Annotated in this window: 20 protein-coding genes; 10 read left to right on the top strand and 10 right to left on the bottom strand. The window is 74.2% G+C overall.

The features are described 5' to 3' along the window. Positions 1 to 113: 113 nt before the first annotated feature. The 5 genes from ACE1OC_RS35605 (at position 114) to ACE1OC_RS35585 (ending at position 5,449) form a co-directional block, all read left to right on the top strand. Positions 114 to 1,166 (top strand): cation diffusion facilitator family transporter, encoded by a 1,053-nt coding sequence (locus ACE1OC_RS35605; protein ID WP_407840455.1) that lies wholly within the window; start codon positions 114 to 116, stop codon positions 1,164 to 1,166. 71 nt (positions 1,167 to 1,237) lie between these two features. Continuing rightward, positions 1,238 to 1,714: an NUDIX domain-containing protein gene (locus ACE1OC_RS35600; RefSeq protein ID WP_407840454.1), complete on the top strand. Its 477-nt coding sequence runs from the start codon at positions 1,238 to 1,240 to the stop codon at positions 1,712 to 1,714. 48 nt (positions 1,715 to 1,762) lie between these two features. Further along, the gene (locus ACE1OC_RS35595; protein WP_407840453.1) at positions 1,763 to 3,019 is read left to right on the top strand and encodes a Tm-1-like ATP-binding domain-containing protein; all 1,257 of its coding nucleotides are present in this window, start codon (positions 1,763 to 1,765) and stop codon (positions 3,017 to 3,019) included. 112 nt (positions 3,020 to 3,131) lie between these two features. Next, positions 3,132 to 4,757 carry a serine/threonine-protein kinase gene (locus ACE1OC_RS35590; RefSeq protein ID WP_407840452.1) on the top strand — a complete coding sequence of 542 codons (1,626 nt, stop codon included), beginning with the start codon at positions 3,132 to 3,134 and terminating at the stop codon, positions 4,755 to 4,757. Further along, positions 4,754 to 5,449, top strand: a complete 696-nt coding sequence (locus ACE1OC_RS35585) for a hypothetical protein (RefSeq protein WP_407840451.1) — start codon at positions 4,754 to 4,756, stop codon at positions 5,447 to 5,449. Before ACE1OC_RS35590 ends, ACE1OC_RS35585 begins: the two co-directional genes overlap by 4 nt. Here the strand turns inward: ACE1OC_RS35585 and ACE1OC_RS35580 are convergent. Both ACE1OC_RS35580 and ACE1OC_RS35575 read right to left on the bottom strand, forming a co-directional pair. Next, positions 5,446 to 5,769 carry a DUF6191 domain-containing protein gene (locus ACE1OC_RS35580; protein ID WP_407840450.1) on the bottom strand — a complete coding sequence of 108 codons (324 nt, stop codon included), beginning with the start codon at positions 5,767 to 5,769 and terminating at the stop codon, positions 5,446 to 5,448. The two genes, ACE1OC_RS35585 and ACE1OC_RS35580, sit on opposite strands and share 4 nt — an antisense overlap. A gap of 340 nt (positions 5,770 to 6,109) precedes the next feature. Next, positions 6,110 to 7,399: an ATP-binding protein gene (locus ACE1OC_RS35575; protein WP_407840449.1), complete on the bottom strand. Its 1,290-nt coding sequence runs from the start codon at positions 7,397 to 7,399 to the stop codon at positions 6,110 to 6,112. 182 nt (positions 7,400 to 7,581) lie between these two features. On the opposite strand from ACE1OC_RS35575, the gene ACE1OC_RS35570 reads away from it, so the two are divergent. Next, a complete protein-coding gene (locus tag ACE1OC_RS35570; RefSeq protein ID WP_407840448.1) occupies positions 7,582 to 9,096 on the top strand; it encodes a hypothetical protein in 1,515 nt (504 codons plus the stop codon). Between the two features lie 142 nt (positions 9,097 to 9,238). Beyond that, a complete protein-coding gene (locus ACE1OC_RS35565) occupies positions 9,239 to 10,033 on the top strand; it encodes a trypsin-like serine peptidase (protein WP_407840447.1) in 795 nt (264 codons plus the stop codon). Here the strand turns inward: ACE1OC_RS35565 and ACE1OC_RS35560 are convergent. From ACE1OC_RS35560 to ACE1OC_RS35545, 4 genes are all read right to left on the bottom strand, one after another. Then, positions 10,006 to 10,500 carry an NUDIX hydrolase gene (locus tag ACE1OC_RS35560; RefSeq protein WP_407840446.1) on the bottom strand — a complete coding sequence of 165 codons (495 nt, stop codon included), beginning with the start codon at positions 10,498 to 10,500 and terminating at the stop codon, positions 10,006 to 10,008. The two genes, ACE1OC_RS35565 and ACE1OC_RS35560, sit on opposite strands and share 28 nt — an antisense overlap. A 9-nt stretch (positions 10,501 to 10,509) precedes the next feature. Next, on the bottom strand, positions 10,510 to 12,123 hold the full coding sequence (lnt, locus tag ACE1OC_RS35555) for an apolipoprotein N-acyltransferase (RefSeq protein ID WP_407840445.1): 1,614 nt from the start codon (positions 12,121 to 12,123) through the stop codon (positions 10,510 to 10,512). A 40-nt stretch (positions 12,124 to 12,163) separates the two neighbouring features. Next, positions 12,164 to 12,679 carry a hypothetical protein gene (locus tag ACE1OC_RS35550; protein ID WP_407840444.1) on the bottom strand — a complete coding sequence of 172 codons (516 nt, stop codon included), beginning with the start codon at positions 12,677 to 12,679 and terminating at the stop codon, positions 12,164 to 12,166. Between the two features lie 73 nt (positions 12,680 to 12,752). After that, entirely contained in the window at positions 12,753 to 13,829 is a 1,077-nt protein-coding gene (locus tag ACE1OC_RS35545; protein WP_407840443.1) for an FAD-dependent oxidoreductase, read from the bottom strand. Between the two features lie 93 nt (positions 13,830 to 13,922). Here ACE1OC_RS35545 and ACE1OC_RS35540 point away from each other — a divergent pair, with 93 nt between their 5' ends. Together ACE1OC_RS35540 and ACE1OC_RS35535 are read left to right on the top strand one after the other, a co-directional pair. Then, a complete protein-coding gene (locus tag ACE1OC_RS35540) occupies positions 13,923 to 14,522 on the top strand; it encodes a TetR/AcrR family transcriptional regulator (protein WP_407840442.1) in 600 nt (199 codons plus the stop codon). An 8-nt stretch (positions 14,523 to 14,530) separates the two neighbouring features. Then, positions 14,531 to 15,520, top strand: coding sequence for an ADP-ribosylglycohydrolase family protein (locus ACE1OC_RS35535; protein ID WP_407841782.1), 990 nt, complete (start codon positions 14,531 to 14,533; stop codon positions 15,518 to 15,520). On the opposite strand, the gene ACE1OC_RS35530 is transcribed toward ACE1OC_RS35535, so the two are convergent. The 3 genes from ACE1OC_RS35530 to ACE1OC_RS35520 form a co-directional block, all read right to left on the bottom strand. Continuing rightward, positions 15,489 to 16,025, bottom strand: coding sequence for a hypothetical protein (locus ACE1OC_RS35530; RefSeq protein WP_407840441.1), 537 nt, complete (start codon positions 16,023 to 16,025; stop codon positions 15,489 to 15,491). The two genes, ACE1OC_RS35535 and ACE1OC_RS35530, sit on opposite strands and share 32 nt — an antisense overlap. Further along, positions 16,022 to 16,372, bottom strand: a complete 351-nt coding sequence (locus ACE1OC_RS35525) for a hypothetical protein (protein ID WP_407840440.1) — start codon at positions 16,370 to 16,372, stop codon at positions 16,022 to 16,024. The genes ACE1OC_RS35530 and ACE1OC_RS35525 overlap by 4 nt, the downstream gene beginning before the upstream one ends. A gap of 67 nt (positions 16,373 to 16,439) precedes the next feature. Continuing rightward, positions 16,440 to 17,129 carry a DJ-1/PfpI family protein gene (locus ACE1OC_RS35520; protein ID WP_407840439.1) on the bottom strand — a complete coding sequence of 230 codons (690 nt, stop codon included), beginning with the start codon at positions 17,127 to 17,129 and terminating at the stop codon, positions 16,440 to 16,442. Between the two features lie 222 nt (positions 17,130 to 17,351). Between ACE1OC_RS35520 and ACE1OC_RS35515 the strand changes: the two genes are divergently transcribed. Next, a complete protein-coding gene (locus ACE1OC_RS35515; RefSeq protein WP_407840438.1) occupies positions 17,352 to 18,290 on the top strand; it encodes a GlxA family transcriptional regulator in 939 nt (312 codons plus the stop codon). A gap of 50 nt (positions 18,291 to 18,340) precedes the next feature. On the opposite strand, the gene ACE1OC_RS35510 is transcribed toward ACE1OC_RS35515, so the two are convergent. After that, positions 18,341 to 19,159 carry a glutamate racemase gene (locus tag ACE1OC_RS35510; protein ID WP_407840437.1) on the bottom strand — a complete coding sequence of 273 codons (819 nt, stop codon included), beginning with the start codon at positions 19,157 to 19,159 and terminating at the stop codon, positions 18,341 to 18,343. Between the last annotated feature and the right edge of the window lie 39 nt (positions 19,160 to 19,198).

The raw sequence follows: 19,198 nt of genomic DNA, 5'->3' as shown, positions 1-19,198 counted from the left end.
TATGGGTAATGACAACGGTCCCCGTTGCAGCCTTTGCCCATCGCCCCGAGGTGCGCTTCACTTCAGGCGAAGCGGAACGCGCGAGCGATTCGCCACGACTCACGGGGGACACCATGAGCGCGCACGATCACGCGCCCCACGACCACGACACCATCGGTACCGCCGGTCACGAAGGCCACGGTCACGCGGGGCACGGTCACGCGGGGCACAGCCACGGGGTCGCCGCCGACGCCGACCGGCGCTGGCTCGGCATCGCCCTCGGCCTGATCACGGGCTTCATGGCCATCGAGGTGGTCATCGGCGTCCTGGCGCACTCCCTGGCCCTGATCTCCGACGCCGCGCACATGCTGACGGACGCCGTCTCGATCGTCCTCGCGCTGATCGCGATGCGGCTGGCCGCCAGGCCGGCGCGCGGTGGTTTCACGTACGGCCTCAAGCGCGCGGAGATACTCTCCGCGCAGGCCAACGGCCTCACCCTGCTGCTGCTGGCGGTCTGGCTGGCGTACGAGGCCGTACGCCGGCTGCTGGATCCGCCGCCCGTGGAGGGCGGGCTGGTGCTGGTGACGGCGCTGGCGGGCATCGTCGTCAACATCGCGGCGGCCTGGTGCATCTCGAAGGCGAACCGCACCTCCCTGGCCGTCGAGGGCGCCTACCAGCACATCCTCAACGACCTGTTCGCCTTCATCGGCACCGCCGTCGCCGGTCTCATCGTGCTCACCACCGGGTTCCGGCAGGCCGACTCGATCGCCTCGCTCGTCGTGGTGGTCCTGATGGTCAAGGCGGGCTACGGGCTGGTCCGCGAGTCCGGCCGGATCCTGCTGGAGGCCGCCCCGGCCCACGTGGACCCGGACACGGTCGGCGACCGCCTGGTCGGCCAGCCGCCGGTCACGGAGGTCCACGACCTGCACATCTGGACCATCACCTCCGGGCAGGCCGCGCTGTCCGCGCACGTGCTGGTGGCCCCGGAGGGCGACTGCCACGCCGTGCGCCGGGACCTGGAGGCCCTGCTCGCGAAGGAGTACGGGATCACGCACACCACCCTCCAGGTGGACCACGCCCAGGACTCCCTCCTCACGGTCGGCCGCCCCGGCGAGGACCGGGCCGCCGACACGCACTGCGCGGACGCCCACGGCCCGGTCCACCGCCAGGGCCCGCACGACCACTGAGCCCCGCCCCGGCCCGGGCCCCGGCCCGGGCCGCTGCCTGAGCCGCGCCCGGACGGGGTAGGGATGGGCCCATGACCGCGAAGCGCAGCGCCGGACTGCTCCTGTTCCGCCCGCACCCCGGATCCGGGGTGGAGATCCTGCTCGGCCATATGGGCGGCCCGCTCTGGGAGCGCCGCGACGCGGGGGCCTGGTCGATCCCGAAGGGCGAGTACGGGCCCGAGGAGACCCCGCGCGACGCCGCCCGCCGGGAGTTCACCGAGGAGATCGGGCTGCCCCCGCCGGAGGGTCCGTACCTGCCGCTGGGCGAGGTGCGGATGATCGGCGGGAAGCTCGTGACCATCTGGGCGGTGCGCGCGGACCTGGATCCGGCCCTCGCGGTGCCCGGCACCTTCACCATGGAATGGCCGCCGAAGTCGGGGCGGACGGAGGAGTTCCCCGAGCTGGACCGGGTCGAGTGGTTCGCTCCCGCGGTGGCCAGAACCAAGCTGGTGGTGTCTCAGATTCCCTTCCTGGAAAGGCTGTTGGACCTCCTGGCGAACGAGGGTTGACCCGACCTTTACTTGCCAACAAACCCCACCTGCATGGACATTGCACGTATGACGAACGTCGTGCTGGTGGGAACCCTGGACACCAAGGGTGTGGAGTACGGCTGGTTGCGCGAGAGGCTGCTGCGCGCCGGCGTCGAAGTGATCACGGTCGACACAGGAATCATGAACGAGCCCCGGGTGCCCGCCGACGTACCGCGCGAAGCGGTTGCGCGGGCCGCGGGAACGGAACTGTCCGAACTGCGCACGGCCGCCGACCGGGGTGCGGCCGTGACCACGATGGCCCGGGGCGCGGAAGCGACCCTCTTACGCCTGCACGCCGAGGGCCGGCTGCACGGAGTCCTCGCGATCGGGGGCAGCGGCGGGACCTCCATCGCCACTCGGGCGATGCGCGCCCTGCCGCTCGGCGTCCCGAAGGTGATGGTCTCCTCCATGGCGTCCGGGGACGTGGCCCCGTACGTCGGATCGGCGGACATCACGATGATGTACAGCGTCGTGGACATCGCGGGGATCAACAGCATCTCGGCGCCGGTCCTGACCAATGCCGTCGCGGCCGTGGCCGGGATGGCCGAGTCCTTCGCGCGCTCCGCCTCGGAGTCGCCCCGGTCGGCCCTGCTGGGCTCGGGACCCCGGCCGCTGATCGCGGCGAGCATGGCGGGCGTGACCACGATCGGCGTGGACGCGGCCCGGGAACGGCTGACCGAACTGGGCTACGAGGTCCTGGTCTTCCACGTCAGCGGCACCGGCGGCCGGACCCTGGAGACCCTGGCCGGCCAGGGCGTCTTCGCGGGTGTCCTCGACCTCACCCTCAGCGAGCTCGCCGACGACCTGTGCGGCGGCATCCTCACCGCCGGTCCCGACCGGCTCAGCGCCGCCGGGCGGGCCGGGATCCCGCAGGTGGTGAGCCTGGGGGCGCTGGACATGGTGAAGTTCGGCCCGATGGAGAACCTGCCCGAACGGGTCCGGTACCGCCGGGTCCGCGTCCACAATCCCTCGATCACGGTGATCCGTACGACCGAGGCCGAGTGCGCCGAACTCGGCCGCCGGGTCGCCGCCAAACTCCGTGCGGCCACCGGCCCCACGGCCGTCTGCGTCCCCCTGCGCGGACTGTCCACGCTCGGCGCCCCCGGCGGGCCCTACCACGACCCCGACGCCGACGGGGCGCTGTTCTCGGCACTGCGCGACGGGCTGCGGGGCAGCGCCGCCCGGATCCACGACTACGACACGCACATCAACGATCCGGAGTTCGGACGGGCGGCGGCCGACCGGCTGCACTCCATGATCGGGGCGCGGGCGGCGGCGGCCTGACGCCCGACCCCTGGACAGGGAACCGGCCGTGGCGGAAATGTGTCCCAGGTGATGGCCGGTCCCTGGAACGACCGGCTCCGGGGCGCGGTCACGCCACGGCAAGGGGGAAGGCATGAACGGCGTGTGGTCGGTTCCCGGTTACTCGGAGGTCCGCGAGCTCGGTTCGGGCGCCAGCGGCCGCGTGGTCCTCGCGGTCCACGAGGGCACCGGCACGGCCGTCGCGGTGAAGTACCTGAACGACCGGATGCTCGAGAACCCGGTCTTCGTCCGGGAGTTCCGGGCCGAGGCCCAACTGCTCGGCGCCCTGCGCTCCCCCTACGTGGTCGGGCTGTACGAGTACGTCGAGGCGCCCGGCGGCGCTGCGATCGTCATGGAGCTCGTCGACGGCATCCCGCTGAACGCCCTGCTGGGGCAGTGCGGACGGACCGGACCGGAAGCGGCACTGGTGCTGCTGAAGGGCTCCCTGCTGGGGCTGGCCGACGCCCACCGGGCCGGTGTGGTCCACCGGGACTACAAGCCGGCGAACGTCCTGGTCGCGGCCAACGGGACCTCCAAGCTGGTGGACTTCGGGATCGCCACCCCCCTGGGCACGACGCCCGGGGCGGCGGGCACCCCCGCGTACATGGCCCCGGAGCAGTGGCAGGGCCGGCCCGCGTCGCCCGAGGCCGACGTGTACGCGGCGACGGCGACCTTCTTCGAATGCCTGACCGGCCGCAAGCCGTACGACGGGCAGAACTTCGCGGAGCTCGCGGTCCAGCACATCGAGGCTCCGGTCCCGGAGACCGAGGCACCCGAGCCGGTGCGCCCGCTGATCCGGCGGGGACTGGCGAAGGCCCCCGAACAACGGCCCGAGGACGCCGACGCGTTCGTCGCGGAGCTGGAGGCGGTGGCCCTGGCGGCGTACGGGCCCCATTGGGAGGAGCGCGGACAGCGCAAGCTGGCCGCGCTGGCGGCCCTGCTGCCCCTGCTGTTCCCCTCGGCGGGCGCCCCGGCGCAGGGCGCCACCGCGCTGGCCACCACGGTCCTGCCGCCGCCTCCCCCGGGCTGGTCCCCGGGCGGGCGCGGGCTGCTCGCGGCGGGAGCGGCGCTCGTGCTCGGGCTGGTGGCCGTGCTCGGCTACCAGGCGATGGGCTCCGAGCCGGGCGGCGCGATGGCGCTCAACGCCTTCGCGACGTCGAGCGCGTCGACGCCGGGCCCGGTCGGTCCGGCGCCCGGACCGAGCCTTTCCGCGTCACCGACGGCCACGGCCACACCGACACCGTCCGCGTCGCCGTCGGCGAGCCCGAGTCCGAGCTACACGATGCCGACCCCCACGGCGACACCGACGCCGAAGCCGAGCTGGACGGTGACCAAGTCCCCGACTCCGTCCGCGACCCCCACACCGACACCGACCCCGTCTCCGTCCCCGAAGGTCAAGATCTCCGCGGTGAACGTCACCTCCTTCCGGCAGACGGGCCCGGGTGCCACCGAGGCCGGCTTCTCCGTGGAGAGCGACGGCGCGGGCCCGTACACCCTGGTCGTCGAGTGGTTCACCGGTGACGACAAGGGCGCCCTGACCGTGCCCGACGGCCGCCAGACGGTCGCGTTCGGAGCCGGAAGCCCCGGTACCCAGACCCTGGCGCACACCTTCGCGCAGGGCGCCGGCTGCTACTGGAGCGTCCGCGCCACCACGCAGCCGGCCGCCGCCAACCAGAGTTCCGTCCAGAGCATCTACATCCGGGGGTGCAAGCCGGCATGAGCGATCCCCACGCCCCGCAGGGCGACGACGACTACAGCGCCACCGTGCTCGGCAGCCACTGGATCACCGGTCCGCCCGGGGGCACGGAGCGGACCGAACGGCTCGGCCTCGCCGGCGGCACCGACTGGTCCGGTACGGCCGAACGGACCGGCCCGACCGCACGGTTCGACGTACCGGTCGGTGCCGTGCCCGACCGGGTCGAGGGTTCGGTCCTGCGCTTCGGGCCCGGGGTGACGGCCGCACTGCCCGCGCCGTTCCCGCTGTTCCCCGTCCCCGCTCCCCGCCGACGCGGCGAGTGGCGGCGCTACACCCTGGCCGCCGTGGTCCTGATCGGGGTCCTCTGCTACCTGGGCTGGCAGCGCTACGGCCCGGCTCTGGAGGTCCGGGACCTGGCGGTGTCAACTGACGCGGCCGCTGCCGGGGGGCCCGGCTGCGACGGGACCGCCGACGTGGTGGCCGTCGTACGGACCAACGGGCGGCCGGGGGTCCTCACGTACCGCTGGCTGCGCAGTGACGGCACGCGCTCCGAGCAGCTCAGGGAGCGGGTGCCGAGCGGCCGGAAGGAGGCCCGGCTGCACTTGCTGTGGACCTTCCAGGGCGCGGGCACCTACCCCGCGAAGGCCGAGCTCGAGCTCGTCTCTCCCGTACGGCGCACAGCCGCAGCGGAGTTCACGTACCGCTGCCGTCCCTAGGGGCGGGAGCCGGGGGCGGGCAGCCGGATCACCGCGCCCCCTCCGTCGAGGTCCACGCGGGACCGGGGCGGGGCGCCGTCCTCCTCGTCGTCGCGCATGATCAGCGCGCTCTGCCGCTCCTTGAGCTCGTTCTGCTTTCCGGGCGAGAAGCTCGCGTGCAGCTGCTCGAAGCCCGTCGAGGACATCTGTCCCTTGCGGCCGTTCCAGCGCCAGGGCAGCAGGCCGGCGCGGCCCGCGCGCTCCAGTGCGAGGTCGAGGAAGGCGATGGCCGTGAGCAGCAGCGCCAGCCCCGGGAGGGTCATGAAAACGACGAAGGCCATGGCCCGACCCTAACCCCGGTCCTCCTTTCGGCCAACGGCCCGGGCCCGCCGACCGGTCCTTCCGGCCGGGAGGATCGTGGCCGTGCGGCCGAGGCGCCGCCACCCCCGCCCTGGTTGACTCGAATGTGTTGGCGAGGGCATCAGGGATGCGGCCCTCACGGCACCCTTGCAGCCACGTTCCAGCCGGCGATACACCCCAAAGGAACGTGGCCGTCCCGCACGGATGCCAAGTCCGCGCGGGAGGCCCGCAGCCGCTTTGGGGAGTGGCTGCGGGCCATTTCCGCCTGCCCGTCCGTGGCGTGCAGGCAGCTCGGGCGGCTCCCTTCCGGGCGCCTCCCCGTCAGAAGCGGGCGTGCGCGGTGATGTCCGCCGCGAACTCTCCCGTCATCTCCGGCGTCACCGTCGGCCGGCACTGCGCCACCGCCGCCAGGTAGTCCTCCGTGCTCGCGCCCAGTTGGGCCGCCGCCGCGCCGCGCGCTCCCACCGCCTCCAGGTCCCGCTCGAAGGACACCTGCGCGGCGATCCGGGCCGCGTGCTCGATGTCGGCCGGGGTGAACAGTTCGGTCGCCTCCACCAGCGCCGCCACGTCCACATCGGGACGGCCCGCCGTGTACCGGGCCCAGATCGCGGCGCGGGCGCCCGGGTCCGGGGTGCCGATCGGGATCAGGTAGTCGAAGCGGCCGGGGCGCAGGAAGGCCGGGTCGAGGGAGCGGATGGAGTTGGTCGCGCAGACCAGCAGCCGTTCGTCGCCCTCGCGGAAGCCGGGTATCAGCTTGAGCAGCTCGTTGGTCACGCCGTGGATCCCGCCGGGCTGCGCTGGCTCGGTGCGCACGGGCGCGATCTCCTCAACCTCGTCGATGAAGACGAGCACCCGTTCCAGCTCGGCGATGCGGGCGAACGCGTCGCGCAGCGCGGCCGCGAGGTTGCCCTCGTCGGCGAGGCGGGAGGGCAGCAGTTCCACGAAGGGCCAGCCGAGCCGGGAGGCGATGGCCCGGGCGAAGGTGGTCTTCCCGGTGCCGGGCGGGCCGAAGAGGGTGATGGCGCGCGGCGGCCGCACCCCGTGCGCGGCGGCCCGCTCGGGCTCGGCGAGCGGCAGGACCACGCGCCGCTCGATGAGGTCCTTCTCGGTCTCCATGCCGGCGACCTTGGCCCACAGGTCGCTCGGCAGGAAGCGGCCGCCGAGGTCGTCCAGGAGGCCGGCGGCCGGGCCGTGCAGCGGCTCGGTCTTCTCGAAGTAGGCGACGGCGGGCTGCCGGGTATAGCCCGCGTTGAGCAGTCCCTCTCCGAGCAGGTCCTCCTCGGGCAGGACGTACGCGATGCGCCCGACGCGGGCGGCGATCAGCCGTCGCTCCAGCTCCACGAGCAGCGCGCTGGCCAGGCCGCGGCCGCGCCAGCCGGCGGCGATGGCGATGCGCATGACCCAGGCGCGTTCGCCGGTGACGCAGGCGAGGGCGGCGCCGATGGGGACGCCCTGGTGGACGGCGACCACGCAGGGCTGCCGGTCGGTGAGGGCGCTGATGCATTCGGCGAGTGAGAAGACCGACTCCTGGCCGAGTTCGGCCGTGGTGTCGATCAGATGGACAACGGCCGCGAGATCGCTCTCGCGGTAGTCGTGGATCAGCCAGTTCACCGGGTACCGCCCCTCGTTCGTGCTCTGCGTGCCTGTTGCGCACCTTGCTGCCGCGAGGCTAGGGGCGGGCGGGCCCCTTGATCACGCTCCGTCGTGCACAACAGCCGGTCCGGGAACCCTCCGCATCGTCCATAGACTGGTGCTTTCCGCCCGAACGGCTGCTCGAGGATCGTCACGCTTTCATGAGTTCCCACATATCCACCGGTGTCCGACGGCCGTATCTCGTGTGGCTGGTGCCGGTCCTCTGGACCCTGTCGCTCGGGATGTGGGGGCTCTCCCGGCAGAACAGCGTGTGGCGGGACGAGGCCGCAACCTGGCAGGTGGCGGAGCGCTCCCCCGGTGAGATCTGGCACCTGCTCGGCAACGTGGACGCGGTCCACGGGCTGTACTACCTGCTGATGCACCTGCTCTTCGAGGTGTTCGGGGCGAGCACGACCACCCTGCGCCTGCCCTCGGTGCTGGCCGTTGCGGTCGCCGCCGGCTGTGTGGCGCTGATCGGACGCCGGCTGGCGGGTCCGTGGGCGGGGCTGGGCGGCGGGCTGGCCCTCGGGCTGCTGCCGGCCGTGCAGTTCCAGCTCCAGGAGGGCCGGTCGTACGCGCTGATCGCGGGCGGGGCCGGACTGTCGACCCTGCTGCTCGTCTCGCTGATCGCGGGCCCCGGAGCCGAAGACGGTGACGGAGCCGGCAGCGGAGCCGGTCCCGGGCGGCGGACCGGGCCGCGCTGGACGGCGTACGGGGCTCTCGTGCTGGTCTGCGCCCTGCTGAACTGGTTCTCCCTGCTGATCCTGCCCGCCCACGCGGTGACCCTGTGGTGGGTGCGGGCCCGGCGCGGCGTCGTGGCGCCCTGGCTGCTCGCCTCGGCGGCGGCCGTGGCGGGGGCGCTGCCGCTGATCCTGTTCAGCCGGACCCAGTCCGGGCAGGTGTCCTGGATCCCGCCGCTGACCTGGCACATGATGATCGGCCCGGGCGTCCTGCTGGCGGTGGGCGCGCTGGGTGCGTGGGCGGACCTCGCGGGCGGGCCGCGCACCGGTCTCCCGGCCCGGCTGACGGCGGCCTCGGTCGGACTGCCGCTGCTGGCGGTGCCCCTGCTGGGGCTGGCCGCCGTCTCCCTGGTCCAGCCGCTGTTCCTGGACCGGTACGTACTGTTCTCCATGCTGGGTCTGGCCCTGCTGATCGGCGCGGCGCTGGGCACGGCCGTACGGGCCCTCGCCCCCCGGTACCCGAGGGCGTCGGGCGCACTCGTGCCCGTCGCGTTCGCGGTCTCGGCGGTGGCGCTGCTGCCCGTGGCCCTGGCCGACAGGTCTCCGGCCAGCCGGGTGGACGACGTGCTGGCGGTGGCCGGGGAGGTGTCCGCGCTGAAGCGGGACGGTGACGCGGTGCTCTTCGCCCCGGCGGCCCGGCGGGACACTGCGTTGGTCTCGCCCGGGGCGTTCGCCGGCCTGAAGGACATCGCCCTGTCCCGGGGCCCCGCGGAGTCGGGGACCCTCAAGGGCGAGGAGGCCGACCCGGCACGGATCTCCGCGGCCCTGCGGGAGCAGCGGCGGGTCCTCCTGGTGACGGACTCGGGGAAGGCGGCGAAGCCCCCGGGATCCCCGGCGGACCGGGCGAAGGCGGGGGTCCTGCGGGCCGAGTTCACCGTGGTGGAGGACCGGCAGGTGCGCGGCCGCCGGGTGACGGTGTACGAGCGGCGCGGCTGACGCCGGTCGGCCTGCCCGACCCTCCGCACACGGGCCGCCCGACGCCCCGCCCGCCTCCCCGTCCTCCTCGGCCCGCCGATTCACAGCGGATTCATACGGATTCCCCGGCTCCGGTCACAGGTTCGCGCGTGAGGCTCGGAGCATGATCCAGTGCCTCCCCTCCCGACCGGACCGCCGCTCCCGCGCCCGTGCCCGTGGCCGGCGCGCTGCACGGATCCTGCTCGCCCTGGCCGCCATGACGGCCCTGCTCAGCGTCGACGTCCCCGACGCGTCGGCCGAACCGCCGCTCGGCGTCACGGTCACGGCCGCGGCCGACGGGACGGCCGGGCGGGTCGGTGCGCTCTTCGCGGGCGGCCTCGACGGCGGCCACTTCTGCACGGCTTCCGTGGTGCGCAGCCAGGACCGGGACGTGATCGTCACCGCCGCCCACTGCCTGGGCAGCCCGGACACCACCTTCTTCGCCCCGGGCTACCGCGACGGCGAGGCACCGTACGGTCTGTGGAAGCTGACCGGCACGTACGTGGCTCCGGGCTGGACGGACGGCGAGGACCCCGACGAGGACATCGCCTTCGCGACGGTGACCCCGGTGGACGGCGGGCAGGCGGACGGCCGGCGGGTCGAGGACGTGGTCGGGGGCTTCCCGGTCGTCGCGCAGCAGCCGGCCGACGCCACGGTGTCCATCGTGGGCTACCCGAGCGGCGACGAGTCCCCGTTGTACTGCGCCAACGCGACGACGCTCTTCTCCGAGACCCAGCGCCGCATCGAGTGCCCGGACCTCAGCGGCGGCACCAGTGGCAGCCCCTGGCTCGTCGACGGCGCCCTGGCGGGCGTCCTCGGGGGTTACGAGGGCGGCGGGACCGTGCCGGAGGTCTCGTACAGCGCGGTCATGGGCGATCAGGCGGTGGAGCTCTACCGCGAGGCGTCCGACAACGGCTGAGCGAACCAGGTCGGCTCGTCCTTCAGCGCCTGGCGGATCCGGTCCACCGCGAAGGACTCCAGCGGCTCCGGCAGCGCGTCCGGTTCGAACCAGGCCACCTCCAGCGACTCGTTGTCGTTGACCCGTGCCGCCTGCCCGCCCGTGGCCCGGCAGCGGAAGGTGATGTCCTGGAACTGGCAGACGTCCCCGTTCGGGTAGGTGATCGGCGGGAGCATCTGCACCAGCACCACCCGTTCCGGTACGCACCGCACGGCCGTCTCCTCGTACACCTCGCGCACCGCCGTGTCGGCCGGCTGCTCCCCCGGCTCCGCGATCCCGCCGACCACCGACCAGCGGCCGGTGTCGGCGCGCCGGCCCAGCAGGACCTGCCCCCGGTCGTCGACGACGACTGCGGTCACCCCGGGCAGCAGCAGCAACTGGTGACCCGCGGTGGCGCGCAGGGTGCGGATGAAGTCAGGTGTGGTCATGCCCCGACCCTACGAGGCCCTGCGCATCCGGCGTGCGAAGGACCAGCCGAGTCCGGCCGCGGCCACGGCCAGCAGGAGGTACTCGGCGAGCGGGCCGAAGCGGGTGGCCGGGGTCTGCGTGGAGCGCAGCGGGATCTCCGCGACCAGGGCGTCGGCCGTGAACATCTTCGTCTGCTGCACGATCTCGCCGTCGGGACGGATCACGGCGCTGACCCCGCTGGTGACGGGCACCAGGACCGTCCGGCTGTGCTCCACGGCCCGCACCCGGTCCATGGCGAGCTGCTGGTAGGTCATCTCGGTGCGGCCGAAGGTGGCGTTGTTGCTGGGCACGGCGATGACCTGGGCTCCGGCCTGGACGGTGGAGCGGACGGCGTCGTCGAAGGCGGCCTCGTAGCAGGTGACCATGCCGACCCCGCTGCCCGCCATGTCGAAGACCCCGGGCTCCTTGCCGGGGCCGAAGTCGCGCCGGACCCGGTCCACGTCGGAGCTGAAGAGACGGACGAAGGAGCGCATCGGGATGCGCTCGCCGAAGGGCTGGATCTTGCGCTTGTCATAGGTGTCGACGGGGCCCTTGACCGGGTCCCACAGGATCATCGTGTTGCGCAGCGGGCCGGTCTCCGGTGCCAGCACGGAGCCGATGGCGACGGGCACCCCGATGGTCTTGACCGCGTTGTCGATGACGGCGTAGGCATCGGGCTCGGCATACGGGTCGATGTCCGAGGAGTTCTCCGGCCAGACGACGAAGTCCGGTTTCGCGACCTTGCCGAGCTTGATGTCCTCGGCGAGCTGGATCGTGCGGTTGGCGTGGTTGTCCAGGACCTGGCGGCGCTGGGCGTTGAAGTCGAATCCGGCGCGCGGGACGTTGCCCTGGATGACGGCGGCCGTCACGGTGCCGTCCTCGGCGGCGTCCGAGACGAGCGGCCGGGCGGCCAGCGCCCCGGCGAGCGGGGCGGCCACGGCGGTGGCCGCGAGCAGTGCGGCGGTGGCCCGGCGGGTGTCGGCGCCGACGCGCAGCACCTCGTACAGCCCGAATCCGCACAGGGCCACGGCGAAGGAGAGCAGCGGGGTGCCGCCGAGCGCGGCCAGCGGCAGGAAGACCCCGTCGGGCTGGCCGAAGGCGAGCTTGCCCCAGGGGAAACCGCCGAAGGGGGCCCGGGCGCGCAGCGCCTCGCCGGCGATCCAGACGGCGGCGCCCCACAGCGGCCAGCCGGGGAGCCGGCTGACGAGGGCGATGCCGAGGGCGGTGAGGCCGATCAGCAGGGATTCGAGGGTGACGAGCGCCAGCCACGGCACCGGGCCGACGCCCTCGCCGGTCCAGACGAGCAGCGGCAGCAGGAAGCCGAGGCCGTGCAGCACGCCGAGGCCGAAACCGGCCCGCGCGCGGCGCCCGTACAGGCACCAGCCGAGCAGGGCGAGGGCGAGGGGGGCCAGCCACCACAGGGTGCGGGGCGGGAAGCTGAGGTAGAGGAGCACTCCGGAGAGGACGGCGCACGCGGGCCGCGCGAGCCGGCCGGCCCACCGCCGCGCGGGCGATCCCGCCAGGGTCTCCGTCTCCGGCACCGGCCCCTGCCCTTGGTCGTTCCCGGCATCGTTCCCGGCCGCGCGGGTCGCACTGCTGCTCATCTGGCGGAGTGTACGTCCCCTCGCTGTGCCGGCGGCGGCGTCAGTGGGCCAGGGTGCGCAGATGGGTGCGGATCACACGGACCGCGTTCTCCGCGTCGTCGACCGTGACGGTGAACAGCTTGCCGTCGCCGAGCCGCAGCTCCACGCCCTCGCCGCGCCGGACGATGACGGCGGTCCCCCGCTCGGGGCGCCAGCGGTAGCCCCAGCCGCCCCACTGCTGGGGGGTGATCCGGGGCAGGTACTCGGCGGCCTCCACGTCCGTGAGACGGATCCTGCGGCGCGGCAGCCCGATGTGCCCGCAGCGCACCTCGACGGCCTCGGCGTCGACGGTGACGGCGGCGTGCACGAAGGCGAGGGTGCCGAAGAGGATGAGCAGGCCCGCGGCGAGACAGCCGATCACCGCCATGAGCAGCGCGACGATACCGGCGCCCCAGGCGTGGTCGACGGCGATCTCGATCCCGAGCGCCAGAAAGGCCGCACCGGCTCCGGCGAGCAGCCACTGCACACGGTTGGATGCCCGGCCCGTCCAGAGCGGTCCCGGCGGGTGACCCGTCATGTGTAGCAGCGTACTCACGTTCCGCAGGGCCGCCACCGACCCTCTCGATACGAATGACGTGGACCGGGGCGGGCTAACCCGGCAGCAGACCGACGAGCGCGTCGCGCAGGGCCGGGCGGCGGACGGTGATGAAGCGGTGCAGGGTTCGGGAGCCGAATGCCACCCGCTGAGCGCTGCGGCGGCGTTCGCCGTCGTACGCGCGCAGTGCGGCGGGCAGGCCGCCGGGGCCGTGGGCGGCGACGGCCCGGGTGAGGGCCTCCGCGTCGAGGAGCGCGGTGCAGGCGCCCTGGCCGAGGTTCGGGGTCATGGCGTGGGCCGCGTCGCCGACGAGCGCGACCGGTCCGGGCCCGGCCGTGCGGGTGAAGGAGGGCAGCGCCGGGTGGAGGTGGCGCATCCGGTAGCGGATCCAGGTCTGCGGGTCGGTGTCGGCGAGCACGCGCGGGACGGGGTCGTGCCAGTCGGCGAAGGCGGCCCGCAGTTCCTCGGCCGTGGTGGCCTCGGGAACGGTGGCGTACCAGTTGGTGCGCCCGGGTTCGACCGGGGTCATCCCGAAGAAGCGGCCCCGGCCCCAGGTCTCGCCGTAGACGCCGGTCTCGAACCCGGCGGTGCCGATCCAGGCCGTGGAGCCGAGCTCGCGCGGCCGGCTCCCGCCCTCGAAGCGGGCGGCGCGGACCGCGCTGTTGATCCCGTCGGCGCCGACGAGGAGGTCGGCGCCCCGCGCGGCCGAAGCCTCGTACGCCCGCCCGTACGCGATCTCCGTGCCGCCGAGCCGGATCAGCTCGGCGTGCAGCGCGTCCATCAAGTAGGGCCGCGAGATGAGGAGTTCGGGTCGGCCCTCCTTGCGTTCGATCCGCTCAAGGGGGAGCGCGGCCAGCACCCGGCCGTCGGGGCGCCGGATCTGCGCGTCGCGGTACGGGACCGCGCGCGCCCGGAGCGCGTCGCCCAGGCCGAGCCGGTCCAGGGCCGTCTGGGCCGTGGGGTGGATGCCGAAGGCGGTTCCGTACCGCTCCGGCTCGGCCCGGCGCTCCAGGACGGCCACCTCCCACCCGGCCCGCCGCAGGCCGATGGCGGTGGCCAGACCGCCCACCCCGGCGCCGACGACCAGCGCGGAGCCCTTCTCCGCGCCCCTGTCCCCCGCGCTCACGCCCATGGCGCACCCCTCGCTCGCCGCTCCCCAGCCCGATCGACCACCACACCTGTGGTGCCACATCTGTGGTACCACAGATGTGGTTAAGCTGACAAGGTGAACCAGGACCGAAGGGACCGGCTGCGCGACGCGGCCGTCGCCGTGCTCTCCGAGGCGGGCGGGCGGGGCCTGACGCACCGGGCCGTCGACGCGGCGGCCGGCGTGCCGCTCGGCACCGCCAAGAACTACTTCCCGACCCGCGAGGAACTGCTGCGCGCGGTCGCCGAGCGCTGCCTGGAGCAGTACCGGGAACTCGCCGCCCGGCTCGCCGGGGCCGGCCCGGGTCCCGGCGACCGGGCCGGACTCGCCGCGCTGCTCGCCGGACTGCTCCGCGATACGGCCGGAGCCGGCCGGCCGCGCGTCGTGGCGTACATGGAGCTCCAGGCGGAGGCGACCCGTCGACCGTGGCTGGCCGCACTGCTGGACCCGATCGCGGCGGCGGACTTCGCGGCGTTCGGGCAGCTGCTGGCCGCCGCCGGACTGCCGGCCGGTCCGGAGCGGGCCCGCGCCCTCACCCTCGCCCTGCACGGAGCCGTCCTCCACCTCCTGACGGGAGCCCCGGCCACCCTGGCCGCGGCCGGGCTGGACGACCTGGACGCCTTCGCCCGCGGCCTGCTGGACCGCGTATGCCCCGGGCCGAAGGAGGAGGGCCCGTGACCGACCGGATGGACCGCGCCGTCGGCGCCGTGCTCGGATCGGCGGCCGGGGACGCGCTCGGGGCTCCCTACGAGTTCGGGCCCGCCGGGCAGCTGGGTGCCCGCGGTGAGGAGATGCGCGGGGGCGGTGGCTGGGATCCGGGGGAGGCCACCGACGACACGCAGATGGCGGTGCTGGTCGGCGCATCGCTGCTGGAGTGCGGCGGGCTGGAACTCCCCGACGTCTTCGACCGGTTCCGGCGCTGGGCGGCCGGGGACCCCAAGGACATCGGGCTCCAGACCGAGATCGTGCTGACCAGCGGCGACCCGTGGGACCTGGCCGCCGCGCTGCACTTCCAGGTCAACGCGCGGGCGGCGGGCAACGGTTCCCTGATGCGCGCCTCGACCTCGGCGGTGTACTTCGCCCCCGCCGGGCGGGACGCGACCATGGACGCCGCCCGGCGGATCGCCGCGCTCACCCACGGGGACCGGGCCGCCTGGGAAGGGACGGCCGTCCTGCACGAGCTCGTACGCGTGGCCCTGGACGGCGGTGACCCGCTCGGCGCGCTGCCCGCGACGCTGGAGCAGGTCCACCTCGACCACCGCGAGCGGTACGCCCGGGTCCTGGCCCCGGACTGGCATCCGGACCTGGCCACCGAGTTCAACGGGGCGGTGTGGCCCTGCCTGGGCTCGGCGGTGTGGGCGCTGCGCACCACGACGGGCTTCGCGCAGGCCGTACGGGCCGCCGTGGACCTGGGCGGCGACACCGACACGGTGGCGGCGGTGACCGGAACCCTGGCCGGGGCACGGTACGGCGCGGCGGCGGTCCCGGAGGCCTGGACGACCCCGCTGCACGTACCCGTGCCGGGCTACGGGGACCACGTGGTGGACGCCGCCGCGCTACGGGAACTCGCCCGGCGCCTCGCGACGGCCGGAGCGGCCTCCGCCGCCGGGGAGGCATGGACCCCGGGCGGCGGGAGCGGAACCGTCAGGCTCCCGTGGTGGAGCCCGGGCGGATGATCATCAGGACGGTCACGGTGGCCCACAGCAGGTTGAAGACCCCGGTGAGCATCGCGAGGCGAGCGGCGGACCGGGCGGCGGGAGCGGGTCCCTGCTCCGGCACCGGCTCCCGCTCCGGCTCCGGCAGGGCGATGAGGGCGGCGTCCTGGCCCGGGAGGATCAGCAGGGCGAGGACGGCGGCCGCGGCGGTGGTCAGCACGATCGAGGCGATCAGCCACCCGCTGCCGAGGACTCCGAGGCTGCTGGCCGTGAAGAACCCGAGGACGGGAACCGCGGTGCCGACGGCCGCGTAGACACGGCACACGCGGTGCAGCAGCCGCAGGTTCGCCAGGGCGTCGCGGTCACCCGGGGCACCGGCAGCCGACGCGCCGGTACTCGCCGCACCGGTACTCGCCGCGCTGGTGGCGCGGCGCAGCGCCGCGGGGAACATGCTCGCGGCGACGGCGACCGGACCGATGGCCAGGACGGCGGCGAGGACGTGCAGGGAGAGGAAGAGCTTCGTCACGGGCGCGGCTCCGCGTCCGTCCCGACGCCGGTGGCGCGGCGCCGGCCCGTGACTTTGGACGCCGGGAGGCGGCCGGCCTTGGAGGTCCCGGCCAGGGCGTCGCCGGTCACCGTCACGGCGAAGGCCAGGTTCAGGCGCATCGGCTTGGCGACGGCCTGCTTCCAGGTGAGGCGGTCGCCGTCGAGGTCTGGGTCGCAGGTGAGGGTGAGGTCGGCGAGGGGGACCTCCTCCCCCGCCCCGCGGGCGATCCCGGTCAGGACGCCGTCCTGGCGCAGGAGCTCGACTACGGCGTTGATCCGGCCGATGGGCGTGGAGACGGTCAGGTCCCAGGTTCCTTCAACGGACATGCTGTGGTTCTTTCGTAGAGGTGCAGGGGTGCGGAGCGGGCGGGGCCGCGGGTACCTGGTGCGCCGGTCAGAAGCCGACGGGGGCCGGGCCCCGCGCGCGCCAGACGGTGCCGCGGCGTTCATGGGCGAACAGTTCCTCCACGGCCTGCGCGACCCTCGGACCCACCTCCCGCTCCAGCAGGTACAGGCCCAGGTCCAGCCCGGAGGTGACGCCGCCGCCGGTGACGAGGTCCCCGTCGTCGACGAGGCGGGCGCGCACGGCGTGGGCACCGGTGGCGTCGAGCACGTCTAGGCCCAGATGGTGGGTGGTGGCGTGGCGGCCCTCCAGCAGGCCGGCCATGGCCAGCACGAGCGAGCCCCCGCACACCGCGGCGACCGTCATCCGCGGGTTGGCCATCGCCGCCCCGAGCAGCGCGGGCAGCTCGGTGGTCAGGGTGCGCCCGATCAGGACGGGGATGAACTCGTCCTGCCGCCGCTGCCCCTCGCCCGCGTCCAGGTCCGGGACCTCGCCGGGTTCTCCGACACGGCCCAAGGCCCCGGGGACCAGGACCAGGCCCGCACGGTCGAGGTCCAGGGCGCCCGTGGCGCGCAGCACCAGGCCCCCGGTGCCGCTGACCACCTCGCGCGGCCCTTCGGCGGAGACCAGCTCCACGCTCACCGCGCCGCCGGATGCGGTGCCCCCGGCGTGGAGGACCTCGTAAGGGGCGATGACGTCGAGGGGATCGAAGCCGTCGAACAGGACGATCTGGGCGTGCATGAAGGGTTCCTCCGCGTGCGGCGGCCCGGTCCGTGCCGGTCCGGGCTCGCCCTCGACGCTATGGGTCCTGCGCCCCCCGCCCCAGTGGCATTAATGACACCTTCCAACGGGATAACGCCACGACCTCCTCCCGGCTCGCAGACTCCTCCGACCTGCACGAAGATGCGGTCCCAGGATCACCAGGCCCATCCGGGGAACGCGGCAACCGGGTATGTTCCGGCCATGCACACTGTCGCCGTCCTCGCCCTGGACCGGGTGATCCCCTTCGATCTGGCCACCCCGATCGAGGTCTTCAGCCGTACCCGCCTACCGGACGGCCGTCCGGGCTACCAGATCCGGGTGTGCGCGGAGCAGCCGGAGGTCGACGCGGGTTCCTTCGGCCTGCGCGCACCGTGGGGGCTGGACGGACTCCAGGGCGCGGACACGATCATCGTGCCCGGTACCGACGTACCCACGGCCCCGCTCGCCCCCGCCGTCCGCGCCGCGCTGCTGGCGGCGGCCGAGCAGGGCACGCGCATCGCCTCCGTCTGCTCGGGGACGTTCCCGCTGGCCGCCACCGGACTCCTGAACGGCCTGCGGGCGACGACCCATTGGATGGCGGCCGATCTCCTCGCCGCCACCTATCCGGACATCGAGGTCGACCCGGACGTCCTGTACGTCGACAACGGCCGGATCCTCACCTCGGCCGGCGCCGCCGCGGGCCTGGACCTGTGCCTGCACATGATCCGCAAGGACTACGGCTCGGCGGTCGCCGCCGACGCGGCCCGGCTGTCCGTCATGCCCCTGGAGCGGGAGGGCGGGCAGGCGCAGTTCATCGTGCACGACCACGTGCCCACCCCGCGGGGTTCCGTGCTGGAACCCCTGCTCTCCTGGCTACAGGAGAACCTGGCCTCCGACCTCACGCTCGCCGACATCGCCGCCCGCGCCGGAACCAGCACCCGGACCCTGATCCGCCACTTCCGCGAACAGACCGGCAGCACCCCGCTCCAGTGGCTCCACCGCGCCCGCATCCGCCAGGCGCAGCACCTCCTGGAGACCACGCAGCATTCCGTCGAACGCATCGGCACCCAGGTCGGCTTCGGTTCGCCCACCGCCTTCCGCGACCGCTTCAAGCGCACCACCGGGGTCAGCCCCCACGCCTACCGCCGCGCGTTCAGCTGAGGTCCGCACCCTCTGAGGTCCGCACCCTGTGAGGTCCGCGCCCTCGGGGGTCAGCCCGAGACGGATCCTCCGACCACTTCCCCCACGCCCGCGCTCCGCCCGGTCAGCAGGCGGCCTTCGGCGTACTTGAGGGCGGCCCCGGGAAGCGTGCCGGGGCGGCCGCTGAGCAGGACGGTCAGGCCGCCGGCGTACGGCAGGCCGGGCTCCGGGCGGAGGCCGAGGCGGCGCAGGGCCTGGACGGCGACGGGTTCGGCGGAGCCGTGGAACACGTACGCGCCACCGCCGGTGCGCCGGTCGAGCGCGGCCCGGATGGGGGCTTCGACCAGCTCGTAGTGGGTGCAGCCGAGCACCACGTCGGTGACGTCGGCCGGGGTCAGCGCGGCGGCCGCGGCGACGGTCCGTACGACGGCGGCCTCGTCGCCGGACTCGACGGCGTCGGCCAGTCCCGGGCAGGGCACCTCGGTGACGCGCGCCCCGTCGGCGAAGTCGCGGATCAGGCCGCGCTGGTAGGGGCTGCCGGTGGTGGCGGGGGTGGCCCAGATGGCCACGCGCCCTCCGGCGGCCGCGGCGGGCTTGATCGCCGGTACGGTCCCGATGACCGGGATCGACGGCTCCAGCTCGGCGCGCAGCGCGGGCAGGGCGTGTACGGAAGCGGTGTTGCAGGCGACGATCAGCGCGTCCGGCCGGTGCGCGGCGGCGGCCCGCGCCACGGTGAGGGCCCGCCCGGTGAGGTCCTGCGGAGTCCTCGGGCCCCAGGGCATCCCGTCGGGGTCGCTGGACAGCACCAGCTCCGCGTCCGGCCGCAGCCGCCGCAGCGCGGCGGCCGCCGCGAGGAGGCCGATACCGGAGTCCATGAGGGCGATCTTCACTTGGTCACCTTAATCGATCCCCCCGCTCCACCCGGGGCA

Source organism: Streptomyces stoeckheimensis (genome assembly GCF_045822005.1).
In the GTDB taxonomy this organism is placed as follows: Bacteria; Actinomycetota; Actinomycetes; order Streptomycetales; family Streptomycetaceae; genus Streptomyces; species Streptomyces stoeckheimensis.
Note: the sequence above shows the minus strand (reverse complement) of the source record. Positions and strands in the feature narration are given on the sequence as shown.

What these genes read in the sequence shown, in the direction of transcription:
- ACE1OC_RS35605 (WP_407840455.1), top strand. Translation starts at nt 114, where the DNA reads ATGAGCGCGCACGATCACGCGCCCCACGACCACGACACCATCGGTACC.
- ACE1OC_RS35600 (WP_407840454.1), top strand. Translation starts at nt 1,238, where the DNA reads ATGACCGCGAAGCGCAGCGCCGGACTGCTCCTGTTCCGCCCGCACCCC.
- ACE1OC_RS35595 (WP_407840453.1), top strand. Translation starts at nt 1,763, where the DNA reads ATGACGAACGTCGTGCTGGTGGGAACCCTGGACACCAAGGGTGTGGAG.
- ACE1OC_RS35590 (WP_407840452.1), top strand. Translation starts at nt 3,132, where the DNA reads ATGAACGGCGTGTGGTCGGTTCCCGGTTACTCGGAGGTCCGCGAGCTC.
- ACE1OC_RS35585 (WP_407840451.1), top strand. Translation starts at nt 4,754, where the DNA reads ATGAGCGATCCCCACGCCCCGCAGGGCGACGACGACTACAGCGCCACC.
- ACE1OC_RS35580 (WP_407840450.1), bottom strand. Translation starts at nt 5,769, where the DNA reads ATGGCCTTCGTCGTTTTCATGACCCTCCCGGGGCTGGCGCTGCTGCTC.
- ACE1OC_RS35570 (WP_407840448.1), top strand. Translation starts at nt 7,582, where the DNA reads ATGAGTTCCCACATATCCACCGGTGTCCGACGGCCGTATCTCGTGTGG.
- ACE1OC_RS35565 (WP_407840447.1), top strand. Translation starts at nt 9,239, where the DNA reads ATGATCCAGTGCCTCCCCTCCCGACCGGACCGCCGCTCCCGCGCCCGT.
- ACE1OC_RS35560 (WP_407840446.1), bottom strand. Translation starts at nt 10,500, where the DNA reads ATGACCACACCTGACTTCATCCGCACCCTGCGCGCCACCGCGGGTCAC.
- lnt (WP_407840445.1), bottom strand. Translation starts at nt 12,123, where the DNA reads ATGAGCAGCAGTGCGACCCGCGCGGCCGGGAACGATGCCGGGAACGAC.
- ACE1OC_RS35550 (WP_407840444.1), bottom strand. Translation starts at nt 12,679, where the DNA reads ATGACGGGTCACCCGCCGGGACCGCTCTGGACGGGCCGGGCATCCAAC.
- ACE1OC_RS35545 (WP_407840443.1), bottom strand. Translation starts at nt 13,829, where the DNA reads ATGGGCGTGAGCGCGGGGGACAGGGGCGCGGAGAAGGGCTCCGCGCTG.
- ACE1OC_RS35535 (WP_407841782.1), top strand. Translation starts at nt 14,531, where the DNA reads ATGGACCGCGCCGTCGGCGCCGTGCTCGGATCGGCGGCCGGGGACGCG.
- ACE1OC_RS35525 (WP_407840440.1), bottom strand. Translation starts at nt 16,372, where the DNA reads ATGTCCGTTGAAGGAACCTGGGACCTGACCGTCTCCACGCCCATCGGC.
- ACE1OC_RS35520 (WP_407840439.1), bottom strand. Translation starts at nt 17,129, where the DNA reads ATGCACGCCCAGATCGTCCTGTTCGACGGCTTCGATCCCCTCGACGTC.
- ACE1OC_RS35515 (WP_407840438.1), top strand. Translation starts at nt 17,352, where the DNA reads ATGCACACTGTCGCCGTCCTCGCCCTGGACCGGGTGATCCCCTTCGAT.